Below are 25,637 nucleotides of genomic sequence, written 5' to 3' on the forward strand. Positions count from 1 at the left end.
TTCCAGCCAGGCGAGCTTGCGCCACGACGACCCAACCGCGCCCGTCGGGTTCTGCTAGAGTCGCGGGCCTTCGGAGGCTCGCGGCATGGTCATCCATCTTCCAAAAAACGGCGCCCGGGTAGGCGATTACACCATCATCCAGAAGCTGGGTGAGGGCGGCTCGGGCTATGTCTATAAGGCCGAGCGCGGCGGGCGTTTCTTCGCCATCAAATTCCTTTCGGAGTTGGCATGGACTGGCTGGAACCGGCGGGAAGTGACCATCATGGTCCGCCTCCAGACGCTAAACCGCGAAATTCCAAACGTCGTGGGCTTTCGCGGGTGTGAACGGTGGCCGGATCCGGACATAGGCTATCCATACATTGTCATGGATTACGCCCCCGGGTTGACAATGGACAAGTGGGCTCAGCGCTTCAACCCCTCGATCCGGGTAGCGCTGAGCAAGTTCTTGAAGATTGCGCAAGCCATGCGAGAGGTACATCGCCGTGGCGTGCTTCACCGGGACTTGAAGGAGTTGAATATCATCATCCGAGCCGACGACGGCGAGCCTGTCGTGATTGACTTCGGCTTCGGCTCCGTGAATGGGACCCCCACCGAGACGGGGCCGGGCCGAGTGCCGCCCGGGACACCCGAATACAGAAGCCCCGAGATAGTCAAGTTTCTGAGAGGCGAGACAGAAGGAGATTTCTACACATACACACTTTCTGACGAGCTATGGGCAAAGGGAGTCATCCTGTATTGGCTGCTGACGGATGTGTTGCCTTTCGGCGGTCGGCTGGAACTAGGGCTGAATGACCGGATCCGTCTGAATACACCCAGGGAGCCCCACCTGATAAACCCGCGTGTACCCGAGGAGGCAAGCCGCCTGTGCATGCGCATGTTGGAGAAGAACCCGCAGGCGCGCTTCCAGGATGATGACGAATTGTGTGCAGCACTGGAAGCGCTGCTAGCCGCCGCCGAGGGGGAAGCAAGCTGGGACTTGCCGTTGATAGACCCTCAGTCACCGAATGACGCGACGACGGCGGGCGACCCGGGCGCGGGCGGAGAGCCCAACGAGAGACCGAAGGAGGTACAGCAATGGATAGCCCACAAGCCCCGGCGCGGCTGGTGGCCAGTGGAGGAGGCAGCGGCACCGGAGGCACCGGAGGAGGCAGCGGCACCCCCGCTGGACGAGTTGCCCCTGCCCATGGACAACCCGGAGGCGCCAGTCTCGGCCCCCTCCAAGGTGCCTACCGTGGGAGCAGACCCGAGAGCCTCGCAGGAAGCAGAGACAGCCGCGGCACACGCACCTGCTGCGGGGGGAGTGGCTGACGGAGCCGAGCCGGGGCGCGCCCGGAGGGGACGCCGCTGGCTCGGAGTCGCGGGCCCTGTCCCCGTGGGGCCGCTCTTCGTGGGCATGCTCAAGCGGCCTGCCCTCGTGCTGGTGGCGGGGCTCGCGGTGGTGGCGCTCGCGGTGGGCGCCGTGGGGTCGCTGCTCAAGCCCGCGCCAGCACCGAGCGCCGCAGCTGTCTCCCGGGCCGATAGGGCTGCACCCCCACCTAGCGCGTCCGCCCGGGGCGAGGTGGCGACTCAGGCCGCGCCGGTTCGTGAAGTGGCGCAGTCGGGCAACCCAGCCGAAGCTAACAAGGGCGCGGCGCCCGTGAGGGCCCAACCCCCCGCGCCTCCTCCTACCGCCATGCCTAGCAAGCCAGACACGACGAAAAAGCAAGACGACGCGCCCAAGAAGCAGACGCAGCGCGCGGGCAGGCTTCCCCCCTTGAGGAATGCCGCCGCCGTGGGTGCTGCTTGTGCGCTGCTTGAGGGGGGATGCACGGGCAGCACGGAACAGGTGCGCCCCACGCCCGCGCCCGTCGAATGCCCAGCCGGTTGGAAGGAGGCACACGGAAGGCTGGGCATTCTCTCTGGGGAAACCGTCGTGCTGCAAGGGTATGAGGGCGAGCCAGGAGAGACGGCCCCTCTGCGGGAGGGATCCGCTTCCGTGGTGCTGGGCGGGGATGGCATGGGCAAGCTGCCTCGGGGTGCTTTGCTTTACGGGACGTTGCAGTTAGGGGATAGCCGTTTTTATGGCACCTTCACCCAAGCGCAGATTCCAGGCGGAGACGCCTACCCTGTTTGTCTGGTCATTGGCCGGGACGCCCCATCCGCTTATCCTGATGGCTCGACTTGCCCCGAAGGGCTGGGGTCGTGCCCCGCACCCGAGAGCAGGCCCGGCAACGTGAAAACGTTCTCTCGTTTTTGGGTGTTCCCAAAGGGCTACCTTTTTTAGCCAGTGCCGCCCGGTAGAGCTGGTTCGGTGTGCAATATGGCGCCACCCCGCCGTTGAGTTTAACAGGGCTCCGCCGGCTGCCTGACGCGGGCCGCTTGAATTCTGGAGGTTGAATTTCCGTGCTGCCCCCGTCCCTTGGCGCCCTCCTGGCGCTCGCCCTCCTCGCTGGCGCCGCACAGGCTGCCGAGGCGCCCCCCATCCCCCGCTGTGCGGCTACGCCCCGTATTGACGTGTCGGCAGACCCCACGGGGCAGGCGTCCGAGGTGTGTGTCAGCCCGGACGAGCCGACAGCATTTGTCTTTGACTCTCGCGTGGCGTCGGGAGGGGTGGAGTTTCAGCCAGAGGGCCGCCTTGCGGATTGGGCCCAAGGCAAAGAGGGTCTGACTCTCCACGTTATTCCCAGGGGAGATTATTTGCCAGGGGAGAGAGTAAGGGTAACGGTACGCTTCGCGGATGACGCGGCCCCGGCAAGCGCAACCTTCTGGCTCGTGAGCCATGCGGCAAGGAGTGCGCGGCGCGTGGAGGTGTTCCGCCAGCCGCGCCCGGCGGACGTGCTCAAGAAGGAGAAAGACGAAGCACAGGCCGAAGCGCGCCAATGCCAGGAGGACAAGGCGCGGCTTCTGGCCGAGCGCAAGGAGCCCGGCGGACTCATGGGCGCCGCATGGCTGGAGCGTGAAAAAGAGGTTAAATCAAAAGACATTTGGGACGGTTTGAAGCACCACCCCGCAAACGCACTCAAGACTGAAGGGGCCCGGAGCTACAGCCAGCCCAAAGGCGAAACCCACCCGGGAAGCATGGCGGTAAGGCTTCGACTTGCACACCCTGGCGCCGAGCCTTGGACTGTGGCAGGGGCTATGTTGAAGGACTCGACGGGCACGGAGGTGGAGCTTTCAGCGTGGCAAGAGTTTGCCATTGTTCCTGGCGCCTTTGGCTTTGTCGTGGTGGGTGCTGAGAGAGAGCCGGGGCAACTCGCTTGCCCCTGCACCCTCAAGCTGTGGGAAGCGCAGGGGCCCCGCACCGTCACCATCGGGAACGTCACGTTCCCACCTGTAAAGAGAGGTGCAGCGCTCGAGTAGTGCCGCCGCCTCATCCGGCCCGAGGAAAAACCAGCCCACCCAATGGGTTTCTAGCAACTCACCAGACCCGACGGCTTGACCTAGCTGCCAGTCGCTTTCTGTACTCGACGGGTTTGGGATTTCAGCTCGGGCGGCTCGCCCGGAGAGGGAGCAAGCGGGACAAACCCAGCAGTTGATCTTGAGCGAGGAGCGCTAGTGGACTGTCCGCGAAGTAATTCAACATAGTCGTTGGGGGCTCAACGCCCTACCCGGAGGCGCCATCCGACGGGCTGCTACCGGGTCGGAAAAGCGGTGTCCGCCCACTATGTTGAAAAACTTGTCGGACACTCCACTAGAGCCCAGCAGGTGAAGCTCGGGCCGGAGGAGGCCGCCAGGGCAGCTCGGCAGCCACGGCCGTACCTCGGGCAGCCACGGCCGTACCTCGGGCCGGTGGAGGCCACCGGGGGTCCAGCTCGGGCCGGTAGAGGGCGCCAGGGCCGCATGGTGGGCACCTCGGGTCGGTGGAAGGCCACCGGGGGTCCAGCTCGGGCCGGTAGAGGGCGCCAGGGCCCGGCTGCGGTTTGGGTGGAGTATCGGAGGTGGCGGTGGTAGGATAGGGGAGCGTCGCTAGTCGACGCATCTTCAATCCCACGGAGAGCATAGGTGAGCCTCAAAGCTGATTTGGATGCACTGATTCCGCGCTCGGATTTTCGAATCGCGCGGGACACTGACGACTCACTCATGTCGACCACAATGAAGATCACCGATCTCGAAATCGGTGCCTTCACCTTTGGTGCCCTTCGAAAGCCGGACTTCCAGCGCGAAACATCAGACTGGGAACCTAAGAAGATTGTCGAATTGATCTCAAGCTTTCTGAATGGGGATCTGATTCCCGCTATAATTTTGTGGAAGAATGGCGACCTGCTCTTCGTCATTGACGGCTCGCATCGGTTGAGTGCGCTAATCGCATGGGTTCAAGACGATTACGGCGATGGCGAGAGGTCTCGGAAGTTTTTTGACTATCAGCTTCCCGAGGAACAAGAGAAAGCCGCAGAGCAAACACGCAAGATTGTTGAGGAGCGACTAGGCGCCTACCGGGATCATCAAAACGCAATCAAAGATCCGGACAAATATCCACCAGAAACAGTTGCTCGCGCCAGGCGCCTCGGGGGGCTTGCGCTGCAATTGCAGTGGGTTCGCGGCGATGCTGAGAAGGCAGAGGAATCTTTCCTCCGAATCAATCAGCAGGCATCGCTAATCTCTCAGGAGGAAATGCTGCTAATTAAGTCGCGACGCAAGCCCAATGCTATAGCGGCACGTTCCATCATTCGTCGTGGAACCGGGCATAAATATTGGTCGGGATTTTCAGAACGTGTTCAGGCTGAAGTTCAGGACTTGGCCCAAGAAGTGTACGAGTTGCTTTTCACTCCGGCTCTTCAATATCCAATCAAGAATATTGAATTGCCGATCGGCGGGAGAGTCTACTCATCAACAGGGTTGACCATGGTGTTTGATTTCGTCAATCTCTGTGCGGGAGCAGAAAGCTCAGATGACATAGATGGCAGCAAAACTATCGAATATCTAAAGCGCTGTAGACGGGTTGCCAGGCTACTATCCAGTAAAGAACCCTCATCTCTTGGTCTGCACCCGGCCATCTACTTTTACAGCTGGACCGGAAAGCAACAGCCAATTCTGCTTTTGGTTGTGACCAAGCTGATCATGGATCTGGAGCTTCACAAGAAGCTGCCAGCATTCATCGCCGTACGACGTCCATTTGAGGAATTTCTGCTTAAGAACAAACCACTTATAAACCAAGTGGTACGCAAGTATGGGACCAAGGGGAGCGGGAAAAAGCACCTCTTGGATTTCTATCAGTACCTTCTAAATGCTTTTTCTGACACTGTTGATGCCGGAGAGGTGTTGGCTCGTCTAGCGAGTGCCCCCCATTACTCTTTTATTCAGCCAGGTGAGATAGCCTACTCGTCTAGCTCCGGGGCCCAATTCTCTTCGGATGTAAAGTCCGGCGTCATTATTCAAGAGTGTTTCAAGGCAGCCCTTCGATGCGCTATTTGTGGCGGTTTCGTTCCATCGCAGGCAATTTCTATTGATCACAAAAAGCGTCGCGTTGAAGGTGGAAGTTCCGATGCCGCGAACGCGCAGGTAGCGCACCCCTACTGTAACACTGGAATCAAGACCTAGTATTACTTGCTCACTTGGAGCGCCTCCGAGGAGGAGTTCCTGCGTAGTGTGACAGCAGTTTCCACCCAAAGCGTTAAAGGCCTGTTCCGGTAGGGCTCATTTCTGGCAGGTTACTCCTCGGGCGAGGATGTGAAGCAGCCTCCTCCCGGAACAGGCTCTTTGCGTGGCATCAGGTTCAATCATGACTAAACGAAAGCAAGCGTTCTCTGGCGGTGCAGGTGAGCATCTTGTCCTTGGCGAGATACTGAAGCGCGGAGTAGAGGCATATCTTGCGCACGGAAAGACTCAGCCTGGCTGGGACATCGCCGTGGTCAACCCAGGAAATGTGCCAATTCGTGTGCAGGTCAAGGCGATCAACTGGCCACATGACACCGCTGTGAACGGAAAATTTGATGCTGGATTCGATGTTCTTGTAGTTGTCTTGTTGAACGGGGAGAATCAGAGCCGCTACCTTGTGATTCCGCATTCTGCGCTAGAGCCTCACTTGTCTCCCTCCAACCCAGGACGAGGTGGGGAGCGGACGCTCACGGTCGGTAAGAACTACGAAACACACGTCAGCAAGGACCTGAAGCAGTACGAAGGCAAGTGGGAAAACATCACGAGTGTAGTGCAAGTCGGCCTAACAGATCCATCGAGCGAATAGCCTTCAGCTGCCGCTCGTGTCTAGCGTTGGCGTGGCCCTCCGGTGGTGGTGCACACGATTTTGGAGCACCTGAATCTGCCCACGCGGCCTGTAAAGCTGGCCACGACCATGGACCTCTCCTTCATCCTGCGCGCTCACCCAGGCCCACTTCTCTCTCATCCAGCGTGCTCGCTAACAGGAGCGACTTGCCAGAAATGAGTCCTACCGGAACAGGCCCTAGGTTAGAGGGCACCAGGACGGCGGGTATTTCTCCGTGGAGAAACCCCCAGGCCCAGCAACCGAGCGCCTAAGCCGGAGATTCCCGCAGCACGTGGTAGCCGAAACTCGTGCCCATCCATGCGGGTCTCAGAGCAAGGCAGCAACGGTGGGCACCTTGAGCCGGGATGGAGGCCACCAGGACCCAGCGGTAGTAGGCTAGCGCATTGGCGCTAGAAGACAGGTTCAAGGCGGGAGGGCTCGCCGCTTATCGCCCGGCGAGGGGTCCAAGGGGACCAAAAAAGGACCAAATCGGACGGACGCGCATGGACTCGCCCGGACAGGTGGGCACCTCATTTTCAGAGGGAAAACGGGAGTGTGCCTCTGGTCCCGAGTGGGGGCGGTTCCACCCTTGGCGGCTTCGATTCCCGCCGCCTCCAATAGAGGTTGCCCGCCGGCCTTGAGTCGAACCCGCTCCTGACGAGGAGGCGCGCAACCAGTCCGAGCAGGGCCACTGCGTTCACTTCGGTATCCTGTTTCGCAGCTCTGCTTTCATGTGCTCCAACGCCTCGTTGGGCCGCCCCATGAATGCGTCCAGCAGGCGCTCCTCGACGGAATGCGGGTCCCAGACAGCCGAGGGCTCGAGTCCGAGACACTCGTGAGGCTCCGCCTGCCGCACCATTCCAAGATTGTCGAAAATCGTGCAGCGGCCGAAGGGGCCCACTGCTTGCCTGTATTGGACGATGGGTTGAGAAAAATGCTCTTCAAGCTTTCTCCACCCAATGAGCTTCCATGATTCCGAATAGGGGAGGCTAACGACAATCCTGAAGAGGATTGGCTTGGACGCGATTCGGTCCAGATCCGCGTCCGGCTCTGCGGCTCTGTACTCGTAAAAGGCATCGAACGGTGGTTCGAGCGTCCTCGCATAGCCGAATGAGCCATCGGCGAGGGGAATCCTCAAGAACGAGCCTGGCTTATATTTTGACCTCATTTCCTAGTGTCCTGTGTAGGGGTGGAGCTGACCCCAACGTGTGGTGGCGGCATCGTGGAACCGTCGGCCGCTCGGGTTGTCTTTCGCCACAGCTCGGACGGCATTCTCGGTCCGATAGGGTTTGCCCGTATCGGATTGGGCACCCCCGTGGAAATCAATCATCTGCTGCTCTCTTCCGCGAATCCGCCAGTAGGCTGGATCGTCATACCTCCGTCCGTAGTCGATGGCGGTTCCAACGTCGAACTCGTCAAGCTGCGCGGGATTGGACTGAACAACTCGCGGTTCCCCGTTCTCGTCGATGTGATGATTCATGTTCCGGAGCCTGACGGCCAGAGTTGCTTGGACTTCGAGGGGCGCGTTGAGGTCGACGACCATGCTGGTTCGCCCTGAGTAGTAGCGGTTGGTCGTCTTATTGATTTTCCTGTAGGTCACGTACAGACGGCCGCGTTTCCCTTTGATTTTCTTGCCGCGTCGCGAATCTGGCCAGGCCGTGGGCCCAATACGGGAGGTGGGCGCGGGGTCGGCTTGGGGCTCGGGCGCATAGGTCTCCACCGTCACGGTGCCGTCAGCGACGCGGTCGATGGAGATATGGAACTCAATGGCTCGAGCAGGCCCGGTGTCCCTGGCCGTATACTGGCCCTGCAGCCATCCCAAAGCATCGCCGAAGTGCGTCCCGTAGAACTCGTCCGCGATGTCGATGGGGGTCTCCGTCCCGTTCACAGCCGCCGTGACGGTCAAGCAGACCAGGATCACACTACCAGCGGCGGCGAGGGCCGCGCCCCCCGTCACGAGCGCCTCTCCCGCCACGGCGCCGGTTCCCGCCTCTGCGGTAGTGATACCCCCTTGTGGCACCAGCCGGAGAGCGCCGCGGGGTATGCCACTGCCCAGCTCCTCGCCAGCGAGTCCTTGTAGCGGCGGGGGCGGCGGTGGGGTGAGCGGCACCGCCGGTGAGCCCACCCCGTGCATTTCCAGCGCGAGCGTGGCGGTCTGATCGCCGTCACCTTCATCCAATGCTGCTGCGGCACCCTGGTGCGGTAGGTAGACGCAGAACCTCTTCTGGACGGTGGCGGGGCGGACTGCTTGCGTGGCGCCGCCACACCCCACGAGCAACAGGCATGTCAGCAGCGCCAACCGGTATGGCATGCAACGACTCCAGGATGTGGTTCCATCGGAAGGACCCCACTTGACACTACCAGTATCTCAGGGGTGGGTCTTCCCCCCGGGCGCTCTCCTACTTCATCAGCGGGCACCCGGGCTCGGAGTTGAAGGACATGGTGGAGCTGGCGTTGTGGCTCAAGCAGAACGGGAAGAGGCCGCGCCAGGTGCAGGACTTCATCCCCACGCCCATGTCGGTGGCCACGGCCATGTACTACTCGGGGTTGGATCCGTTGAAGATGGAGCCGGTGTACACGGCGCGAGGCCTGCGCGAGAAGAAGCTGCAGAAGGCGCTCTTGCTCTACTGGAACCCGGAGCAGTGGCCGCTGGCGCGCGAGGCGTTGATTCAAGCGGGCCGGGAGGATTTGATTGGCCGGGGCCCCCATGCGCTGGTGCCGCCGGAGACGAGCGCCGAGGCCTCGCGCCGCAAGCAGGCCGAGGCGTGCGAGCGGCAGGACCGACGCGCCCGGTAATCTGACGGCGGGTTCGATTCCCGCCGCCGCCAATAGAGGTTGCCCGCCGCCTTGAGTCGAACCCACTCCTAGAAGGAGGCACGGCTCGCATCTGGGGACCAAATCGGTTCTTGTCGGACCAAATTTGGACCAAATCCGGAGGCGTATAGGCGGGATGGGAGCCCTGTTGAGGGTGGGTGATGGAGCGGAGGGGGCGAGAAGGCCGCTGAGGGGGGCCGCGAGGGTTGTGCGCCGAGCCGGTGGAGAGGCATTGCAGCCCTCTTCAGGCACACGCCGGCCCAAGTGGCCTACCCAGTAGGGGGGCGGCAAGGAGCGTGGGCTTGTGGAGCAGCGTACAACCACGTTGACACTCACCGAGCACTTCCCGGAGATCGGATAGCGCTCAGAGCCTTACCCCCTCCATGCCGGGATGTGGAGCGAGCGTTCCGGCCGTGGCAGGAAGACAGAGCAGACTCCTGGCAAATGGACTCTTAATCATGCTTGAAATAGCGACGAAGCAAGTCTCGTCTAGGTGTGATAAATCTCTCCAACTCAAGCTTGGACCAAGACATCAACTCCAGGCCCCTTCTGGCAGCTATCGCGTCCATCCTGTCATAGAGAGTGGAATCAATAACGGAATTTGTCATCACGCCGAATCCCCCTGCACCATATTGCTCTACAACATCCGACATATCGATACGACCCGCGCCCAACGAGCGGGAGGTCGACAAATATTTGCACTGAAAAATCCACTTGACACCAGGCTTTCCTATGCGAGAGCGACTCCAGATTTCGATATCTCTTCCCCCATCTCTTGAGCGGGTCTTTCCGTGCTTTCGAATCGTCCGCTCATCGAAAATACCCGTTCGCCTGAGCACGTCATAACAGAGTTCCTCAAAGTCCTCCTCGTTAATGGAGTCCCAATTGCACAGAGAGGATGGTGGAAGGCCAACAAGTTGCCTCAGTCTGTCCGCGGAGTTCTCCAATTTCGCAAGAGTGTCTTGCAGTTGCTCTGGCCGTAGAGAATCCGCTGAACCGCAAACGCCACAAACTGAACGTTGTCGTGACTGACCACCACTGCTTGACCATGCTCAGTCATTCTCCATGAGAAGTCCTGCCAAGCACTAGAATACTGGTCATTATTTGCCTTGGACTTGCGCTCTTTGTCCTGTAGACATTTTTCCCAGCATTCAAGCGCGCTCTCCACCTGTTGAACTGGCGCGTAAACTGAGTTGCGGACGCTCACCAGAAAAGGCGATTCGTCGTTGAGTCGGAGATACTCAGCCAAGTAAAGCTTGCGGCCCGCCTCACTGAATCCGCCATATTGCGATAGCAAATCTTCTATCTTGTCCTTGTCGGACATGGCGATCCACACGCCCTGAGAGTTCGTGGAAGTGTATAGATCATACTCAATCTCCCTACTCAGGGCCGACTTCCAAAATCCATGGCGCCAAGTGGGAAATCTCTCGTTCCAATACGCCTCCTCCTCATGGTAGAGGGTCCCGTGTATGAAATTCGCAATGAAACAATCCGCCAACTCTGGGAGGCAGATTTTAGAACTGCCGTTGAAAATGTCGTCCTCGACTTCTGAGCTGCCCTCTGCCTTTGTGATGGGGTCGTAAATTTCATATCCGTCCGGGCAGTCTTCACCCCAGAGTTCAAGGTCTATTGTCAATTGAACCAGTTCGCGGGCCCATTCTTCAAAATTCGAAGGCCACATTGAAAACACGACATAAACTTCGTAATAGCTCAAGCTCTTTGTTTCGCTGGTTACCTTCTTGCAATGCTTGGATAGTCTCTCTCCGATCCATAATGCCTCAAGATAGTCGTAGGCGATGTTTGCAGGGTCATTTGTGTTGCCGATGTTTGCTAGTTGAAAATTTATTTTCACTGCGCCATCAGGAGAGCTGTGCTCCTTTGCCAATTTGATTAATGCGGCGGTTGACTTGCCTGAGAATTCTTCCAGTCCAAGCGTGTTCGGCCCAAGGCTGTCTGTGGTTTCTAAAAGGTCACTATTTCTGATGTCGTCCATTGTCATTCTCTGCGGATAAATCTTATTCCCGCGCTAATTGTCCTGCGCAGATCAGACTGCTGACCACTGGAAGAGGGGGTTCTTTGGCGAAACCACTGGCTCGTCATAGTCATATGTGATGAAGCCCAGGAACTCAGGAGTGCGTGTCATGCCTCTGAGCATACCTGAAGAGGCAGTCGCGCAAGCTCTCCCCTCGGCGTATGGGCGGGATGGAACCTAGCAGGCTGCTGAAAAAGTCCTTCGACCCCCAGACGACCCACTACCAGATGGATAATGCATCGGGACCGACCCCCAAATGTTGGGGGCACAGCAGGGGGTCCGACCCTTTTTCAGCAGCCTGCTAGTACTACTTGTTCAATTCGTACCCACTCAGAGAGACTTACCTCGGAGGGTCGCCGAATGCCCTAGGCAAGTCACCGAGTAGGACTAGAGGGGGCTCGCAGCACAGGGGGGATGCGAAAGTAAGAGAAGAATTCCACGAGGACGCAACCCTCGTTCTCAAGCTGGTTGAAAGCGACGCGGGTCGCAAATCACCGGCAACTCGCCGTCCTGCTGAGTGCAAGGCCGTGCTCTCTCTGTTTCGTGACATGGCAAAGACAATTGATTTCGATGATGCCGCGAGCATGGCTCGCCTCAAGGAATATGCTCGGCAAGCCCTCGAAGCCTTTATGGGGGAAACGTTACCCGAAAAATTGCCGGGGTAAACCGAAGCCGTTCAGCCGCCCGACAGCACGGTCTCCAGAGGCGCGCAGAACACCCAGCCCGTGTTGTGGGCGGGCACGGAGTTCGGATCGTACCCGCCAAAGTAGATCGTCTCCCCATCGAAGGGAGACACCCGGATGGTCCGCGTGGACACCAGGGGCGGCATTGGATCGAGCGTCGGATCGATGATCTTCCGCAGCTCGTAGCGCCGGTCCGGATGGCGGATGAGGTAGCGGCCCTCGGGCTCCCAGCCGTCCTTGGGATGGGTGGCGTGCTCGGTGCTGTGGGTCGCCTCGAGCCCCATGAGCAGCGCCTTCCCCCGCTGGCCGGGAAGCGGCACGGGCGTCATGTCGTCATAGGCCACGATGGCATAGCCCGGACGCCGGCCCCCCTGCTCGCCGAGGAACTCCAGGACGTCCAGATCCACCGTCTCGCGGTAGCCGTCGCCGGGGTCGATCCGCACGATGCGCGCGTTCTCTCCCTCCAGCGCGGCCAGCAGGGACTCGCCGTGGCCCGAGGGGTGCGGAATCGTCGTCAGCCCCCGCAGCCCACTGCTGATGCGCGTGACCTCGCCCGGGAGCGTGTAGACCGTTTCCCACCGGGGCTGCTCGCCATCCACCAGCCGGTAGAGGTGGGGTTTGATCGCCACGTGCAGCACCCCATCACACTCGGCGAAGGCCATGGGACGCGCCTTGTAGCCCAACAGCTCGGGGGCCTCGCTCCACCGGATACGCCCGGGCACGTCCGCGTCATAGACGCCGCTGTAGAGCCCTCCGGGCAGCGTTCCCGCGAAGACGCGCTCGATGCCGGTGATCCGGTCCCGGTGCATCCCCACGCACCGCACGCTCGAGGCCCGCCCACTGCTCCGGGCCAGGGACATCTCCGTCCACACGCCCGACGCCTCGTCACGCGCGTGGATCGTCGCGTGTCCCTGCCCGTCCGAGGGCGCCGCCAACAGCATGCTCACGGGTGACGGCAGCGCGCGCCCCCGCCCATCCACCGTGAAGGTGACGGACACCAGGCTCATCCGCCAGTGGCGCGCGGCGAACTCGTACTCCACCCGCCAGCCCGCGTCCGGACGGTCCAGCACGAGCACTTGCGCGCCCACCGCTGGATCATCCCCGGGCTGATCCCACAGGGTGGACGTCGCCGCGTAGAGCCGTCCCGCGTGCGCCACCAGGTGCATGATCTCCGTGCCGCCCATGAAGCGGCCGTTCACGTCCGGCGTTCCCGCCTGGTAGACGCGTCGGAAGCCTCGCGGCGGCATGGAGGGGTGAAGCGGACTCAACCCTGGGAAGCGATGGCGATGGACGACTCGTCGTCCTCGACGGCGGCCTCGGGGGCGGGAACCACCTGGAGGGTGGCGGCCACCGCGGACGGCTGCTCGAGCGCCGCGACGTTCTCGCCGGCCTTCTCCTTGGGCTTGCCCGCGCCCGAGCGGCAGGTGCGGCACCAGGGCTGATTGCGGATGGCTCCATCCGCCATCTTGCGCAGACCGAACTGCGCGAGCGGCTTGAGCGAGCGGCACTTGAGGCACATCAACGAGATGAGGACCTCATGGCCCTCGGCATCGAAGATGGCCGACTTGCGGCGCTTGCGCGGCTGACCCGCCTCGCGCGCCTTCGTCTCCTTGGAGCCCGGCGGCGGCATCATCGGGGTCACTTTGTAGAGCATGTGTTTCCTCCCCAGCCGGCGGGCCCTGATGGGAGCCTGAGAGGCTCCTCGGATCACGGCGCGCCTTCACTAGACTAAGGAGGAAAAGGGTAGTTGAAAACTGATCCCAAGCCGATTTTTCGGCCCGCGCGGCGATCCGCCCAGATCTCGGATACTTGCGGGGACTCGGCCGGGAACCCTCCTCCCGATCACCGGCCGATGGTGCGGCCAGCGACCAGGAGGCGCCACTTTTTTCATGGTCGTTCGGGGCGCTCGGAGGCCGGGCGCGCGGCGCACGGGACTCCCTCATCCACGTAGCTGATGCGGCCTGTAGCAGGTGCCGTCACCGGCGTGCCCCGGCTCTTCCACCACGCCGCGAGCGCCTCGCGCAGGGTCAGCTCGCGGCCGGCGCCCAGATCGATGCGCTCGGGCGGCACCTGGGACAGCACCACACCCAGGCCCCCCGCGCCGCGAGCGAGGAAGTCCGGCAGGACGACCCGGTACATGCGCCTGGCGTCCAGCGGCCGTCCATCCGGCAGCGTGGCGTCGCGGAAGCGCTGGGGCCCGGCGCAACGCGCGAGCGTCACCTTGAGACCGGAGACCTGGAACATGCTGGTGCTCGCGCCATAGGCAGCCGTCAGCAGACGACGCAGCTCGTCCGCGGAGAGCGTGACGATGGCCACGGTGTTGTCGAACGGCAACACCGCATAGAGATCTCCGTACGTCATGGGGCCGGCCTTGACGTTGGCGCGCAGGCCGCCGGAGTTGACGAGCGCCACGTCCGCCTTCTCCATCTCCCGCATCCCATCGGTGATGACGTCGCCGAGCGCGCTCTCCTCCTCGTAGTTGCGCCCCAGGGGCGTGGCGACGGTGAAGCCCAGGGGACGGCGCTGCTCCTCCTCCACCCGGGCGAGCGCCGGGGCCACGACCGCCTCCACCTTCGGATCCGGCACCACCGCGCCCCCGAGGAAGGTGGGAGGCACGAGCTTCGCGTCCGCCCCCAGGTCCTTGAGCTTGCGCGCATCGCAGCTCCCGCTCTGCTCTTCCACCCGGACACACACGGGGATCGCGGCCTGGAGCCGGGTGCGCTCGGGCAGCACCTTGTGGCTCACCGGGTCCACGAACAGCTCCAGCACGCCGAAGGAGCGGCCCTGGCCCTGGGTGGAGAGCACGGGCACGCCGTTGAAGAAGTGGCCCATGGCCTGGTGGGTGTGGCCGGCGAAGACGGCGTCCAGGGTGCCCGGGGGCAGGGATTCGACGAGCTCGTAGATTTCTCCATCCGAGCGATCGCAGCTCGAGGTGTCGTGGGGATTGGACAGGTCCGAGCACTTGCCACCCGCGTGCGCGATGGCCACCAGCACCTCGGCGCCCTGGGCGCGCAGCCGCTGGACGGCCTCGAGCGTGGCGGGCCGCATGTCACCAAAGCGCAACGAGCCCAGCTGAGCGGGGTTGCCGATGCGCGCGGTGGACGGCGTGGTGAGACCCACGAGGCCCACCTTCACGCCCTGGAGCGTCACCAGCCGGGTGCCGTCGTTGCCGAGCCACGCGGGCGGCTTGCCCGAGTCGCCGTCGAACACGTTGGCGGTGAGCAGGGGGAAGCGCGCCTGCTGGATGCGCGCGGTGATCGCGCCGAAGGCATCCTCGCCCGGCCCCGGCACCGCCTTGGGACCCACGGGCCCGTAGTCGAACTCGTGGTTGCCGAGCGCGGCGGCGGCGTAGCCCAGCTGGTTGTAGGCGTCGATGACGGAGGCCCCCTCGGTGAGGTTGGAGGCGAGCGTGCCCTGGAAGAGATCGCCCGCGTCCACGAGCAGCACGCCCCCGGGGTTGTCGGCGCGCAGCCGGGCCAGGTAGCCGGCGAAGGCCGCCGCCCCGCCCTCTTCCAGCACCAGCCCGCTGCGCAGGGTGGTGTCATGGGGCATCAACCAGCCGTGGAAGTCATTGGTGCCCACCAGCGTGAGCCGCACGGGCTCGGCGGGGCGCGCGTCCGGGGTGGACGCGGTGGAGGAGAGGGATCGCGGGGCGCTCGCGCAACCCGCGGCCGCGAGGGCGACGCACGTGAGGAACAGTCGGGAGGGAGACATGAGGGCGCCGAGTTGAGCCCAGCGCCTTCCCCCTGGCAACCCGCCGCGGGCCCCCGGGCGACGGCGGGCTACCTGGCCAGGACATGGGTGTACGCGGCGAGTGTCTGCTCCGCGCAGCGGGCCCAGGTGAACTCGGCCGCGTGACGCGCCCCGGCCTGTGCCCAGTGCCGCCGCTCCTCCTCCGAGCGCAGCAGCCGATCCACCACCTCCGCCAGCCCTTCCGCGTCGTCCGGCCGCACCGCGGGCGCGGCGCTCCCACACACCTCGGGCGTGGCGCCCGTCGTGGACACGATGGCGGGAGTGCCCAGCCGCATCGCCTCCAGCGGCGGCAGGCCGAAGCCCTCGTACCTCGACGGGAAGACGAACACCGAGGCCCGCCGCATCAGCTCGTAGAAGACGGACTCCGGCTGGTAGCCCAGCGCGCGGATGTCATGGCCCTGGGCGCGCAGCCGCTCCACCCGCCCCTCCACCGCGCCCGAGCCGAACCAGCGCTGCCCCACCAGCACCAGGGGCACCGCACGGCCCCGGGCCTTCAGCCGCTCGAGCGCGTCCAGCACCAGGCCCACGTTCTTGCGCACGTCCAGCGAGCCCGCGTACAGCACGAAGCGCGAGGGCAGCGCCTGGGCGCGCAGGAAGTCCAGCGCGGCGGCGTCCGGCACGTGCCGGTCCACATGGTCCACGCCGTTGTACACCACCGCCACCCGGCCCTCCGCCTCCGGGTGGCGCGCGAGCAGATCGTCGCGCGTGCACTCACTCACGCAGAGGATCCGGTCCGCGACCTGGACGCTCCGGGCGAGCCACACGCGGAACTGCCAGTGGTAGGCCCGCGATACCGTCTCCGGCATCAACAGCGGAATCAGGTCATGCACGGTGACGACGTAGGGGGTGCCGGGGGTGCGCACCAGGGGCAGGTTGAAGTTGCCCAGCGCGTGGTAGAGCCGCGCCCCCGACTGGCGCAGGGCCTCGGGCAGCCGGCCCAGGACGTAGGCGGTGCGCCCCAGCGTCCCTCGCGGTTCATCACCCGACACCCGGGCCCCCAGCCGCTGCAACCGCACGCCTCGGGACTCGAGGCCCTCGGCCAGACAGTGGGTATACAGACCGATGCCCGTGATGGGCTCGTCCCACAGACTCGCGTCGAAAGCGACAGGACCAATGGACACGGGGCGCCTCATAACACGGCGCTGTGATAGGCAGGGGCCCCCTATGGCGGTCCATCAGCTGATTCCGAGCTTCGTGGCGGGCGATGCCACCGGACAGGCGGCCCTGCACCTGCAACTGCTGCTGCGCCGGCTCGGCCACGCGGGCGAGCTGTACGCGGCCGAGGTCGGCCAGGGCCTGGGCTCCCTCGCGCACCCCGCCGCGGCGCTGCGCCCGGGGCCGGAGGATCTCGTCCTCTACCACCACGGCATCGCCTCGCCGCTGAGCGGCCAGCTCCTGCACCTGCCCTGCCGCCGCGGCGTCGTCTTCCACAACATCAGCCCCGCCAACACCTACGCGGGCACCCCCCTGGCCGAGGCGCTGCGCACCGGACGGGCCCAGCTCGCCGCCATGGCCCCCTTCGTGGACGTGGCCCTCGGTGTGTCGGACTACAACAGCGCCGAGCTGCGCGAGGCCGGCTACCGGAACGTGCACACCGTGCCCCTCTTCGTCGAGCCCTCCCGCTTCGCCCGGGCAGGCGCGGACGCGGAGATGCTGCGGCGGCTCGCGGGCCCCGGCCCCGTCCTGCTCTCGGTGAGCCGCGTGGCTCCTCACAAGCGCTTCGAGGATCTGCTCGCGCTGCATGCTCAGGTGCTCGAGGTGCGGCCCCAGGCGCGCCTGCTGCTGGTGGGCGGCTATGAGCCGGGCAGCCGCTACTTCCGCTCGCTCCAGCGCACGGCCCGGGAACTGTCCGGGGTGCAATTCCTCGGACGGCTCGACCATGCCCAGCTCGTGGCGGCGTACCGCTCGGCGGATGTCTTCGTGTCCATGAGCGAGCACGAGGGCTTCGGCGTCCCGCTCATCGAGGCCATGGCGGCCGAGGTGCCCGTGCTGGCCTACGCCGCGGCGGCCGTGCCGGAGACGCTCGGGGGCGCGGGCATCGCCTTCGACGAGAAGCGCTTCGCCTTCCTCTCCGAGCTGGTGGTCGAGGTGTGCGAGGACAAGGCCCTGCGTGAGCGGCTGCTCGCGGGCCAGGCGCGCCGGTTGAAGCACTTCTCCGCCGACGCGAGCCAGGAAGCCCTCGCGCGTGCCCTGCCCCTTCCACCCAAGGCCCCCAGGCACGCCCGGAGCACGAGGAAGAAGCCCCGCGTGGGCTTCGTGGTGCAGCGCTACGGCGAGGTGACGGGAGGCGCCGAGCGCCACGCGCAGCAGGTGGTGGAGCAGCTCGCGCCGCACTGGGACGTGACGGTGCTCACCACGTGCGCGAAGAACCACCTCACCTGGGAGAACGCCTTTGCGCCGGGCGAGGAGCGGGCCGAGGGCGGCGTGAGGATCCTCCGCTTCCCGGTGACGCGCGTGCGCCACATCCGGCCCTTCAACGCCCTGTCCCGGCAGGTCTTCGATCGGAGCAACGAGCGGCTGCGCGAGGAGCACTGGGTGGCCGAGCAGGGGCCGGTGGTGCCCGGGCTGCTCGAGCACCTGGACGCGCACGGCGCCGACTACGACGGCTTCGTCTTCTTCACCTACCTCTACGCGCCCACGGTATGGGGGCTGCCGCTGGTGGCGGACCGGGCGGTGCTCGTGCCCACGGCGCATGACGAGCCCCCCCTGCGCTTCGGCGCCTACGCGGACGTCTTCGAGCGCCCGCGCGCCCTGTTGTGCAACACGCCCGAGGAGGTGGCGCTCATCGGCCGCGCCTGGCCGGGCCATGCCCGCGCGCGGGTGGTGGGCGTGGGGGTGGAGGTGCCTCCGGACGTGAATCCCGAGCGCTTCCGGGAGCGGCACGGCCTGCACAATCCCTATCTGCTCTATCTGGGGCGGCTGGAGGCCGGCAAGGGCATCCCCGAGCTGCTGTCGCACTACCGGGAGCTGCGCGCGCGCTTCCACGACGCGCCGGACCTGGTGCTCGCGGGCGAGGCGCACATGGAGCTGCGCGGCGAGGGCGTGCACGCGGTGGGCCGCCTGAGCGAGCAGGAGAAGTACGACGCGCTGGCCGGGGCCCTGGCGGTGACGGTGCCCTCACGCTTCGAGAGCCTGTCGCTGCTCACGCTGGAGGCCTTTGCCTCGGGCACGCCGGTGCTGGTCAACGGGCACTCGGAGGTGCTGGTGGGCCAGGTGGAGCGCAGTGGCGCGGGCCGCGTCTACACGGATCTGGAGTCCTTCATCTCGGGGCTGCGCGAGGTGGGCGAGCAGCGTGGCCGGTTGAGCCAGAAGGCCCGGACATACGCCGAGCGCCACACGTGGCCCCAGGTGGTGGACGCCTACCGCGAAGAGATGGAGCGCATCCTGAGGGAGAAGAGCCGATGAAACTGCTGGGACGAGACATCCCCGCGCGCGAGCTGATCGCGCGCATCGAGGAGCGCCTGCGCACGCGGGGCCTGCCGTCCTCCGAGCCCGTGGACGTGCCCCCCTCCGGCGTGGAGCCCCGGGTGGATCCCCTCGCCTTCAACCTCCAGGCGCTGGCGGAGCACTCGGACCCCACCCGCCCGCTGCCCCCGCACACCCACCGGGGCGGCGCGGGCCAGCTCGTGCTGGTGGCCAAGTGGGCCTTCCGCCAGACGTGCCAGGTGTTCATCAACGAGACGCTCGGCCGCCAGCGCGCCTTCAACGGGCATGTGCGCGACTCCTACGCCCAGCTTTCCGCCGAGGTGGTGCGGCTGCGCGCCGAGGTGGAGGCCCTGCGCGCCGCCCAGATGCCTCCTCCGGAGCCGACTCCAGCGCCCACTCCGACGCCGCCCTCGAAGCGCCGCGCCGCCAAGACGCCAGGGCGGGGATGAACACCCCCACGCCCAACGATCGGTCCCTCTTCGCGCCCCTGGTCGCCATCGCGGCCGTGGGGCTCGGCTACGCCATCCAGGTGTCCAACGGAAACCTCCACCCGCAGTCGGTGACGTGGCTCACGGTGGCGGTGGTGACCTCGACGCTCGCCCTGGTCCTGCCCACGCTCCGGCGCGAGGACGCCTCCCGGCAGGCCGAGCGCCTGGCCGTCCTGGTGCTGGGCGCGGGTCTCATCTGGCAATTCGCCCAGCTCTGCACGACCTCGCCCGCCATGTACCTGAGACCCGGAAGGGAGGGCTTCCAGCCCTTTCTCATGGGGATCGCGGCCGCGGCGGTGCTCGCGGGAGCGGGGCTGGGAAATGACTCGTGGCTGGGCCGCTGGCGGCTGCCGCTGCTCGTGGGCGTCCATCTGGCGCTGGGCTACTGGATCCTTCGCGCCTCGCCCCGGCCGCACATCGACGTCTTCGCCTGGCACGTCGAGGCGCTCCAGGCCCTGGGCCGGGGAGTGAATCCCTACGCCATCACCATGCCGGACATCTATGGACACGACCTGTTCTACGAGCCGGGGCTGCTGGCGAATGGCCGGGTCCAGGTGGGCTTCACCTATCCGCCCCTCAGCCTGCTGATCGCCGGAATCGGGTATGTGCTCGGCGGGGACTACCGCTGGGCCAACCTGGTGGCGATGGGGCTGGCCGCGGTGTTGATGGGCCAGTGCCAGCCGGGACGCCTGCCCGCGATCGCCGCGGCGGTCTTCCTCTTCACCCCGCGGACCTTCTTCGTGCTCGAGCAGGGCTGGACCGAGGCCCATATCGCGTTCCTCATGGCGTTGACCGTCTGGAGTGCCTGCCGCGCCCCCCGGCTACTGCCCGTGGCGCTGGGCCTGCTCTTCGCCAGCAAGCACTACCTGATCCTCGCCGCCCCGCTCGTCGTCCTGCTGCACCCGGGCCCCTCGCCCTGGCGCGCCACGGTGCGCACCGTGCTCAAGGCCGTGGCCGTCGCCGCCGTGATCACCCTGCCCTTCGCCGTGCTCGATCCCGTGGCCTTCTACCAGGACATGATCACCTTCCAGTTGCGCCAGCCCTTCCGCGTCGAGTCGCTCAGCTATCTGGCCTGGTGGAACCAACACATGGGCGTGCGGCCGCCGCCCCTGCTGGGCTTCGTCGCGGTGCTGCCCGTGATCGGCCTCGCCCTCTGGCGAGCGCCTCGCACCCCCGCGGGCTTCGCGTTGGCGGTGGGCCTGCTGATCATGGTCTTCTTCGCCTTCAGCAAGCAGGCGTTCTGCAACTACTACTACTTCATCGTCGCCGCCCTCTGCTGCGCACTCGCCGCCTGGAACGCCCCCGCTCCGCCCCTCGCGACACAGACCCCGGCCGAGGCCACTCCCCCCACCGCCACCTGAGCACGCGCTCCCGTCCCCTCCCGCGGGGATTCCACTGCGGGTGCTACCCGTGCTCGCCCGGCTCCCGCCGAGCCAGGGGACGGTGTGGGTGTCCGCGGCGGGGCCGAGGAGGAGAAGGGGCGAGGCACGCCCTCCCGCCCGGCTGGCGGTCCCGCTTGCTTTCCAGGCGGTAAGTCGCGAAATAGGAGCAGATCCAGCAGCCGTTCCACTCTGGTTGCCCTCTCTCCTTAGACGGCCCGTGACATGCAATCCTTGAACGCTCTTCCTTCCAACGACGGCCCCACGCTGACCCTCGGTATCGCCGGCTTCAGCTTCGAGGATCTCTACCGTCCGCGCGGGCTGCGCCGCCTGTCCGATCACTTCGACGCCCAGCTGGCCAAGGACGAGCCCGAGCTCTTCCAGAGCTTCGAGGCCTACCGCAAGGCGGGCGGCAAGGGCCTCGAGGGCCCCGCTGAGTCCGAGCTGCTCATCCGCGTGGCGCGCCACGTGGGCGCCTTCGTCTCCAAGCTCTTCGGCGTCGAGGCCGAGGCGGACCGGCTGGCGCGCTCGCTCAAGAGCGAGCTGCCCCTGTTCGACTTCAAGCGCGAGTTCATCACCCGCCGCGTGTTCAAGAAGGGCGCCACGGATCGCCCCACGCTCGCCGAGTACCCGTCGCTGGACGCGCGCATGCGGCTGATGCTGTCGCTGGCCTTCCCCGAGGCGCTCGCGAGCGACGACGTGGAGCGCGCGCTGGCCGAGTCGCTGCTCACGTTGATGGATCTGGAGCGGCTGTTCTCCGGCGCCTCCGGCAACCTGCCGCCCCTCACGCCCGAGCAGTCCGAGACGCTGCGCACCCGGTGGACGGGCCTGCGCGCCGCGCTGCTGTCGGCGCCCGAGGGCAAGGAGGCGTTCGGCTCCAGCCTGGTGCAGCAGGGCTCGGACGAGGCGGAGCTGCAGTCGGTGCGCAACCTCCTGTCGCTGGCGGACCGCTGGACGTACGCACGCGCGCTGCACCCGGAGATGAAGGAGCTGTTCCACAAGTGGCCCACGCACCGGGTGCCCAAGCCGCTGGTGTTCGATCAGCTCGTGCAGCTCGAGCGGCCGGACCCGAACATGCCCGAGGCCACACAGGGCTCGGAGCACCACCTGCGCTACCGTGACGGCTTCAAGCTGACGGACCCGCGCGGCACCCAGCGCGAGGTGATGGGCGAGGTGGACTACTGCGTCATCTGCCACGAGCGCAAGAAGGACTCGTGCTCCACGGGCTTCGTGGCGAAGGATCCGGTGGCCGAGGGCCACACGTACAAGAAGAACCCGCTGGGCATTCCGCTCACCGGCTGTCCGCTGGACGAGCGCATCTCCGAGGCGCACGCGCTCAAGCGCGAGGGCCTGTCGGTGGGCGCGCTGGCCATGGTGATGCTGGACAACCCGATGTGTCCGGGCACCGGCCACCGCATCTGCAACGACTGCATGAAGGCCTGCGTCTTCCAGAAGCAGGAGCCGGTGAACATCCCCCTGGCGGAGACGGGCACGCTCACCGAGGTGCTGGCGCTGCCCTGGGGCTTCGAAATCTACGGCCTGCTCACGCGCTGGAATCCGCTCAACGTGCGCCGTCCGTACGCGCTGCCGTACGTGGGCCGCAACGTGCTCGTGGTGGGCATGGGCCCCGCGGGCTACACGCTCTCGCACTACCTGGTGAACGAGGGCTTTGGCGTGGTGGGCATCGACGGCCTGAAGATCGAGCCCTTCCCGGACGAGCTGGTGGGCCGCAACGGCAAGAAGCTCATGCCCATCCACGACTGGCGCGCCATCACCCGCGAGCTGGACGAGCGCATCCAGGAGGGCTTCGGCGGCGTGTCCGAGTACGGCATCACCGTGCGCTGGGACAAGAACTTCCTCACCCTGCTCCACCTGACGCTCGAGCGGCGCGAGAACCTGCGCATCTACGGCGGCATCCGCTTCGGTGGCACGCTGACCATCGAGGACGCGTGGAAGATGGGGTTTGATCACCTGGCGATCGCCGCGGGCGCGGGCAAGCCCACCATCATCGGGATGAAGAACAACCTCATCCGGGGCATCCGCAAGGCGAGCGACTTCCTCATGGCGCTGCAGCTCACGGGTGCCTTCAAGCGCGACTCGCTCACCAACCTCCAGGTGCGCCTGCCGGCCATCGTCATCGGCGGTGGCCTGACCGGCATCGACACCGCCACGGAGCTGATGGCGTACTACCCGGTGCAGGTGGAGAAGACGCTCAACCGGCACGAGGAGCTCGTGGCGGAGCTGGGCGAGGAGGCGGTGCTCGCGCGGCTGGATCCCGAGGAGAAGGCGACCTACCTCACCTTCCTGGAGCATGGCCGGGCGGTGCGCGCCGAGCGCGAGGGCGCGAAGGCCGAGGGCCGGGCGCCGGACTTCATCCGGCTGGTGCGCGGCTGGGGTGGCGTGAGCCTGGTGTACCGCCGCGGCCTCACCGAGTCGCCCGCCTACCGCCTCAACCACGAGGAGGTGTCCAAGGCGCTCGAGGAGGGCATCCGCTTCATCGAGCGCATGAGCCCGGTGGAGGCGCTGGCGGACGAGAAGGGCGCGGTGCGGGCGCTGCGCTTCGAGCGCATGGTGACCAAGGAGGGCAAGCTGCGCGGCAGCGGCGAGTTCTTCGAGATGCCCGCGCGCACGGTGTGCGTGGCGGCCGGCACGGCGCCCAACGTCACCTACGAGAAGGAGTACCCGGGCACCTTCGAGCTGGACGAGAACAAGGAGTACTTCCGCAGCTACGAGCTGGCCGAGTCCCCCGAGGGCTTCTCCCTCTCCGAGGTGCAGCCCGTGGAGGACATCGGCGTGAAGACGGGCTTCTTCACCTCGTACCGCAAGGACGGCCACTTCATCTCCTACTTCGGTGACAACCACCCCACCTACGCGGGCAACGTGGTGAAGGCCATGGCGAGCGCGAAGGACGGCTACCCCGAGGTGGCGCGGCTGTACGCGAAGGAAGTGGCGGCGCTGGACTTCAACGACGAGCTGGCGCAGGCGCGGCGCGACGAGAAGCTGGCGGCGCACTTCGGCAAGCTGGACGAGGCGCTGCTCGCGCGCGTGGTGACGGTCAACCGGCTCACGCCCACCATCGTGGAGGTGGTGGTCAAGGCGCCCTTCGCCGCGCAGCACTTCGAGCCCGGCCAGTTCTACCGGCTGCAGAACTTCGAGCGCACGGCGACGGTGGTGGACGGAGTCCGGCTCACCATGGAGGGCCTGGCGCTCACGGGCGCGTGGGTGGACAAGGAGAAGGGGCTCATGGGCACCATCGTGCTGGAGATGGGCTCCTCGTCCCGGCTGTGCGCGGCGCTCAAGCCGGGCGAGCCGGTGGTGGTGATGGGTCCCACGGGCGCGCCCACGGAGATTCCGCACAACGAGACGGTGCTGCTGGTGGGCGGCGGCCTCGGCAACGCGGTGCTCTTCTCCATCGCGCGCTCGCTGCGCGCGGCCGGGTGCAAGGTGGTGTACTTCGCCGGCTTCCGTCAGCGCGCGGACGTCTTCAAGCACGAGGAGATCGAAGCCTCCACGGACCAGGTGGTGTGGTCGGTGGACGCGGGTGACATCATCGAGCCGCGGCGTCCCCAGGACTCGTCCTTCCGGGGCAACGTGGTGCAGGCGATGCTCGCCTACGCCAAGGGCGAGCTGAGCACCCAGCCCCTGGTCTCCTTCAGCCAGGTGGATCGCATCATCGCCATCGGCTCGGACCGGATGATGCGCGCGGTGCAGGAGGCCCGGCACGGGGTGCTCCAGCCCTACCTCAAGCCCGAGCACGAGGCGATCGGCTCCATCAACTCGCCCATGCAGTGCATGATGAAGGAGATCTGCGCGCAGTGCCTGCAGCGGCACGTGGATCCCAAGACGGGCAAGGAGACGTGGGTGTTCTCCTGCTTCAACCAGGATCAGCGCCTGGACGAGGTGGACTTCGCCAACCTCAACCAGCGCCTGCGCGGCAACACGGTCCTGGAGAAGATGTCGGACCTGTACCTGGCGCAGCTGCTCAAGAAGGTGCCGGGCCTGCGCCGCGTGTAGGCCCTCATGTAGGCACCACGGGGGGGTGGGCGCCTACTGGGCCCTGCCCCCGAACGAGCGGAGCATGTCCTGGTAGTTGTTCATCAGGTCCTGCTCCCGGGTGAGCACCAGGTCCACGTTGGCGTCGCCGTGGACCTTGCGCACCGAGGCGAGCTTCTCCGTCTCCTGCAGGCGCAGGCGCATGGCGTCGATCTGCGGCGCCAGCTCCGCGGCCTGCTCGGGCTTGAGCCGGGCCTGCATCTGCTCGAGCTTCTGGAGCTCGCCGGACAGATCCAACATGGCCGCCATGTGCCGCTGGGTGATGACGTCCATCACCAGCGAGCCGATGCGGTTGACGTCCTGCTCGCTCAAGCCCACGTCGCGGCGCGCCTTGTCCTCGAGCTCCGCCTTGCTCTCGATGGCCTTCATGGACTCGGACAGGCGGCCCTGGCCCCGGGCGGGGGTGCCGGGAGCCTCCTGGAAGCGGGCGCGGGCGGCCTGGAGTTCCCGGGCCACGGCGGCGTAGGCCGACTGCACCGTGCGCTGGTAGCTCACATAGGCGTCCAGCTTCTCCCGGGTCAGGACATAGGGCTTGCTGTCATCGAAGGGGTCGGCGCCCGAGCCCGGCGCCTGCTCCGGGCCGGCCTCCGCCTGCTGCCTCGGCCCGGCCGTGGCGGCGGGCTCCTCCTTCTTGCATCCGGACAACAGCCCAGCGGCGAACACCACCCACAACACCTTGCGCATCCAGGGGCCTCCTGGGGGGCGTACCTACCCCATCGGGGAAAAGGGCGCAGTATAGGGGCTCCCCCGGCCGCCGCGGGGCTGGAGTCGGACCGGCCGGAGGTGCGCTGGCTGCCTGCTGGCCAGCGGGCAAGGCCCCAACATCCAACA

General features: G+C 65.7%; 17 protein-coding genes and 1 pseudogene. 9 read left to right on the forward strand and 9 right to left on the reverse strand.

The window, feature by feature from the left end:
• Positions 1–85: 85 nt before the first annotated feature.
• The 4 genes from F0U63_RS35010 (at position 86) to F0U63_RS35025 (ending at position 6,160) form a co-directional block, all read left to right on the forward strand.
• A complete protein-coding gene (locus tag F0U63_RS35010; protein WP_395836850.1) occupies positions 86–2,263 on the forward strand; it encodes a serine/threonine protein kinase in 2,178 nt (725 codons plus the stop codon).
• Positions 2,264–2,382: 119 nt separating this feature from the next.
• On the forward strand, positions 2,383–3,339 hold the full coding sequence (locus tag F0U63_RS35015) for a DUF2381 family protein (RefSeq protein ID WP_395836852.1): 957 nt from the start codon (positions 2,383–2,385) through the stop codon (positions 3,337–3,339).
• Positions 3,340–3,981: 642 nt separating this feature from the next.
• Positions 3,982–5,517, forward strand: coding sequence for an HNH endonuclease family protein (locus F0U63_RS35020; protein WP_395836853.1), 1,536 nt, complete (start codon positions 3,982–3,984; stop codon positions 5,515–5,517).
• A 181-nt stretch (positions 5,518–5,698) separates the two neighbouring features.
• A complete protein-coding gene (locus tag F0U63_RS35025; RefSeq protein ID WP_395836855.1) occupies positions 5,699–6,160 on the forward strand; it encodes a hypothetical protein in 462 nt (153 codons plus the stop codon).
• Positions 6,161–6,875: 715 nt separating this feature from the next.
• On the opposite strand, the gene F0U63_RS35030 is transcribed toward F0U63_RS35025, so the two are convergent.
• Positions 6,876–7,346, reverse strand: a complete 471-nt coding sequence (locus F0U63_RS35030; RefSeq protein WP_395836857.1) for an Imm26 family immunity protein — start codon at positions 7,344–7,346, stop codon at positions 6,876–6,878.
• Between the two features lie 3 nt (positions 7,347–7,349).
• Positions 7,350–8,489: a hypothetical protein gene (locus tag F0U63_RS35035; RefSeq protein WP_395836859.1), complete on the reverse strand. Its 1,140-nt coding sequence runs from the start codon at positions 8,487–8,489 to the stop codon at positions 7,350–7,352.
• Positions 8,490–8,575: 86 nt separating this feature from the next.
• Here F0U63_RS35035 and F0U63_RS35040 point away from each other — a divergent pair.
• Positions 8,576–8,974, forward strand: a pseudogene (locus F0U63_RS35040) (DUF3362 domain-containing protein); the annotation flags it as partial.
• A gap of 470 nt (positions 8,975–9,444) precedes the next feature.
• Here the strand turns inward: F0U63_RS35040 and F0U63_RS35045 are convergent.
• From F0U63_RS35045 to F0U63_RS35070, 6 genes are all read right to left on the reverse strand, one after another.
• Complete coding sequence (locus F0U63_RS35045) at positions 9,445–9,939, reverse strand: restriction endonuclease (protein ID WP_395836861.1); 495 nt, start codon at positions 9,937–9,939, stop codon at positions 9,445–9,447.
• Entirely contained in the window at positions 9,915–10,985 is a 1,071-nt protein-coding gene (locus F0U63_RS35050; RefSeq protein WP_395836863.1) for a hypothetical protein, read from the reverse strand. The genes F0U63_RS35045 and F0U63_RS35050 overlap by 25 nt, the downstream gene beginning before the upstream one ends.
• Before the next feature lie 715 nt (positions 10,986–11,700).
• A complete protein-coding gene (locus tag F0U63_RS35055) occupies positions 11,701–12,906 on the reverse strand; it encodes a hypothetical protein (protein ID WP_395836865.1) in 1,206 nt (401 codons plus the stop codon).
• Between the two features lie 65 nt (positions 12,907–12,971).
• On the reverse strand, positions 12,972–13,361 hold the full coding sequence (locus F0U63_RS35060) for a hypothetical protein (protein WP_395836867.1): 390 nt from the start codon (positions 13,359–13,361) through the stop codon (positions 12,972–12,974).
• A gap of 233 nt (positions 13,362–13,594) precedes the next feature.
• Positions 13,595–15,421: a bifunctional metallophosphatase/5'-nucleotidase gene (locus F0U63_RS35065; RefSeq protein WP_395836869.1), complete on the reverse strand. Its 1,827-nt coding sequence runs from the start codon at positions 15,419–15,421 to the stop codon at positions 13,595–13,597.
• A 68-nt stretch (positions 15,422–15,489) separates the two neighbouring features.
• Positions 15,490–16,581, reverse strand: a complete 1,092-nt coding sequence (locus F0U63_RS35070) for a glycosyltransferase family 4 protein (protein WP_395836871.1) — start codon at positions 16,579–16,581, stop codon at positions 15,490–15,492.
• A 43-nt stretch (positions 16,582–16,624) separates the two neighbouring features.
• Between F0U63_RS35070 and F0U63_RS35075 the strand changes: the two genes are divergently transcribed.
• From F0U63_RS35075 to F0U63_RS35090, 4 genes are all read left to right on the forward strand, one after another.
• The gene (locus F0U63_RS35075) at positions 16,625–18,865 is read left to right on the forward strand and encodes a glycosyltransferase family 4 protein (protein ID WP_395836873.1); all 2,241 of its coding nucleotides are present in this window, start codon (positions 16,625–16,627) and stop codon (positions 18,863–18,865) included.
• Positions 18,862–19,335 (forward strand): hypothetical protein, encoded by a 474-nt coding sequence (locus tag F0U63_RS35080; protein WP_395836875.1) that lies wholly within the window; start codon positions 18,862–18,864, stop codon positions 19,333–19,335. The genes F0U63_RS35075 and F0U63_RS35080 overlap by 4 nt, the downstream gene beginning before the upstream one ends.
• The gene (locus F0U63_RS35085) at positions 19,332–20,735 is read left to right on the forward strand and encodes a hypothetical protein (RefSeq protein ID WP_395836877.1); all 1,404 of its coding nucleotides are present in this window, start codon (positions 19,332–19,334) and stop codon (positions 20,733–20,735) included. Before F0U63_RS35080 ends, F0U63_RS35085 begins: the two co-directional genes overlap by 4 nt.
• A 243-nt stretch (positions 20,736–20,978) precedes the next feature.
• Positions 20,979–24,767 carry an FAD-dependent oxidoreductase gene (locus tag F0U63_RS35090; RefSeq protein ID WP_395836879.1) on the forward strand — a complete coding sequence of 1,263 codons (3,789 nt, stop codon included), beginning with the start codon at positions 20,979–20,981 and terminating at the stop codon, positions 24,765–24,767.
• A 33-nt stretch (positions 24,768–24,800) separates the two neighbouring features.
• On the opposite strand, the gene F0U63_RS35095 is transcribed toward F0U63_RS35090, so the two are convergent.
• The gene (locus tag F0U63_RS35095) at positions 24,801–25,490 is read right to left on the reverse strand and encodes a hypothetical protein (protein ID WP_395836881.1); all 690 of its coding nucleotides are present in this window, start codon (positions 25,488–25,490) and stop codon (positions 24,801–24,803) included.
• Between the last annotated feature and the right edge of the window lie 147 nt (positions 25,491–25,637).

This window comes from Cystobacter fuscus, from assembly GCF_044360685.1.
GTDB classification, from domain to species: Bacteria; Myxococcota; Myxococcia; order Myxococcales; family Myxococcaceae; genus Cystobacter; species Cystobacter fuscus_C.

Coding starts and splice junctions, on each gene's coding strand:
- F0U63_RS35095 (WP_395836881.1), bottom strand. CDS start 25,490: ATGCGCAAGGTGTTGTGGGTGGTGTTCGCCGCTGGGCTGTTGTCCGGA.
- F0U63_RS35080 (WP_395836875.1), top strand. CDS start 18,862: ATGAAACTGCTGGGACGAGACATCCCCGCGCGCGAGCTGATCGCGCGC.
- F0U63_RS35085 (WP_395836877.1), top strand. CDS start 19,332: ATGAACACCCCCACGCCCAACGATCGGTCCCTCTTCGCGCCCCTGGTC.
- F0U63_RS35035 (WP_395836859.1), bottom strand. CDS start 8,489: ATGCCATACCGGTTGGCGCTGCTGACATGCCTGTTGCTCGTGGGGTGT.
- F0U63_RS35025 (WP_395836855.1), top strand. CDS start 5,699: ATGACTAAACGAAAGCAAGCGTTCTCTGGCGGTGCAGGTGAGCATCTT.
- F0U63_RS35050 (WP_395836863.1), bottom strand. CDS start 10,985: ATGGACGACATCAGAAATAGTGACCTTTTAGAAACCACAGACAGCCTT.
- F0U63_RS35010 (WP_395836850.1), top strand. CDS start 86: ATGGTCATCCATCTTCCAAAAAACGGCGCCCGGGTAGGCGATTACACC.
- F0U63_RS35090 (WP_395836879.1), top strand. CDS start 20,979: ATGCAATCCTTGAACGCTCTTCCTTCCAACGACGGCCCCACGCTGACC.
- F0U63_RS35060 (WP_395836867.1), bottom strand. CDS start 13,361: ATGCTCTACAAAGTGACCCCGATGATGCCGCCGCCGGGCTCCAAGGAG.
- F0U63_RS35030 (WP_395836857.1), bottom strand. CDS start 7,346: ATGAGGTCAAAATATAAGCCAGGCTCGTTCTTGAGGATTCCCCTCGCC.
- F0U63_RS35075 (WP_395836873.1), top strand. CDS start 16,625: ATGGCGGTCCATCAGCTGATTCCGAGCTTCGTGGCGGGCGATGCCACC.
- F0U63_RS35065 (WP_395836869.1), bottom strand. CDS start 15,421: ATGTCTCCCTCCCGACTGTTCCTCACGTGCGTCGCCCTCGCGGCCGCG.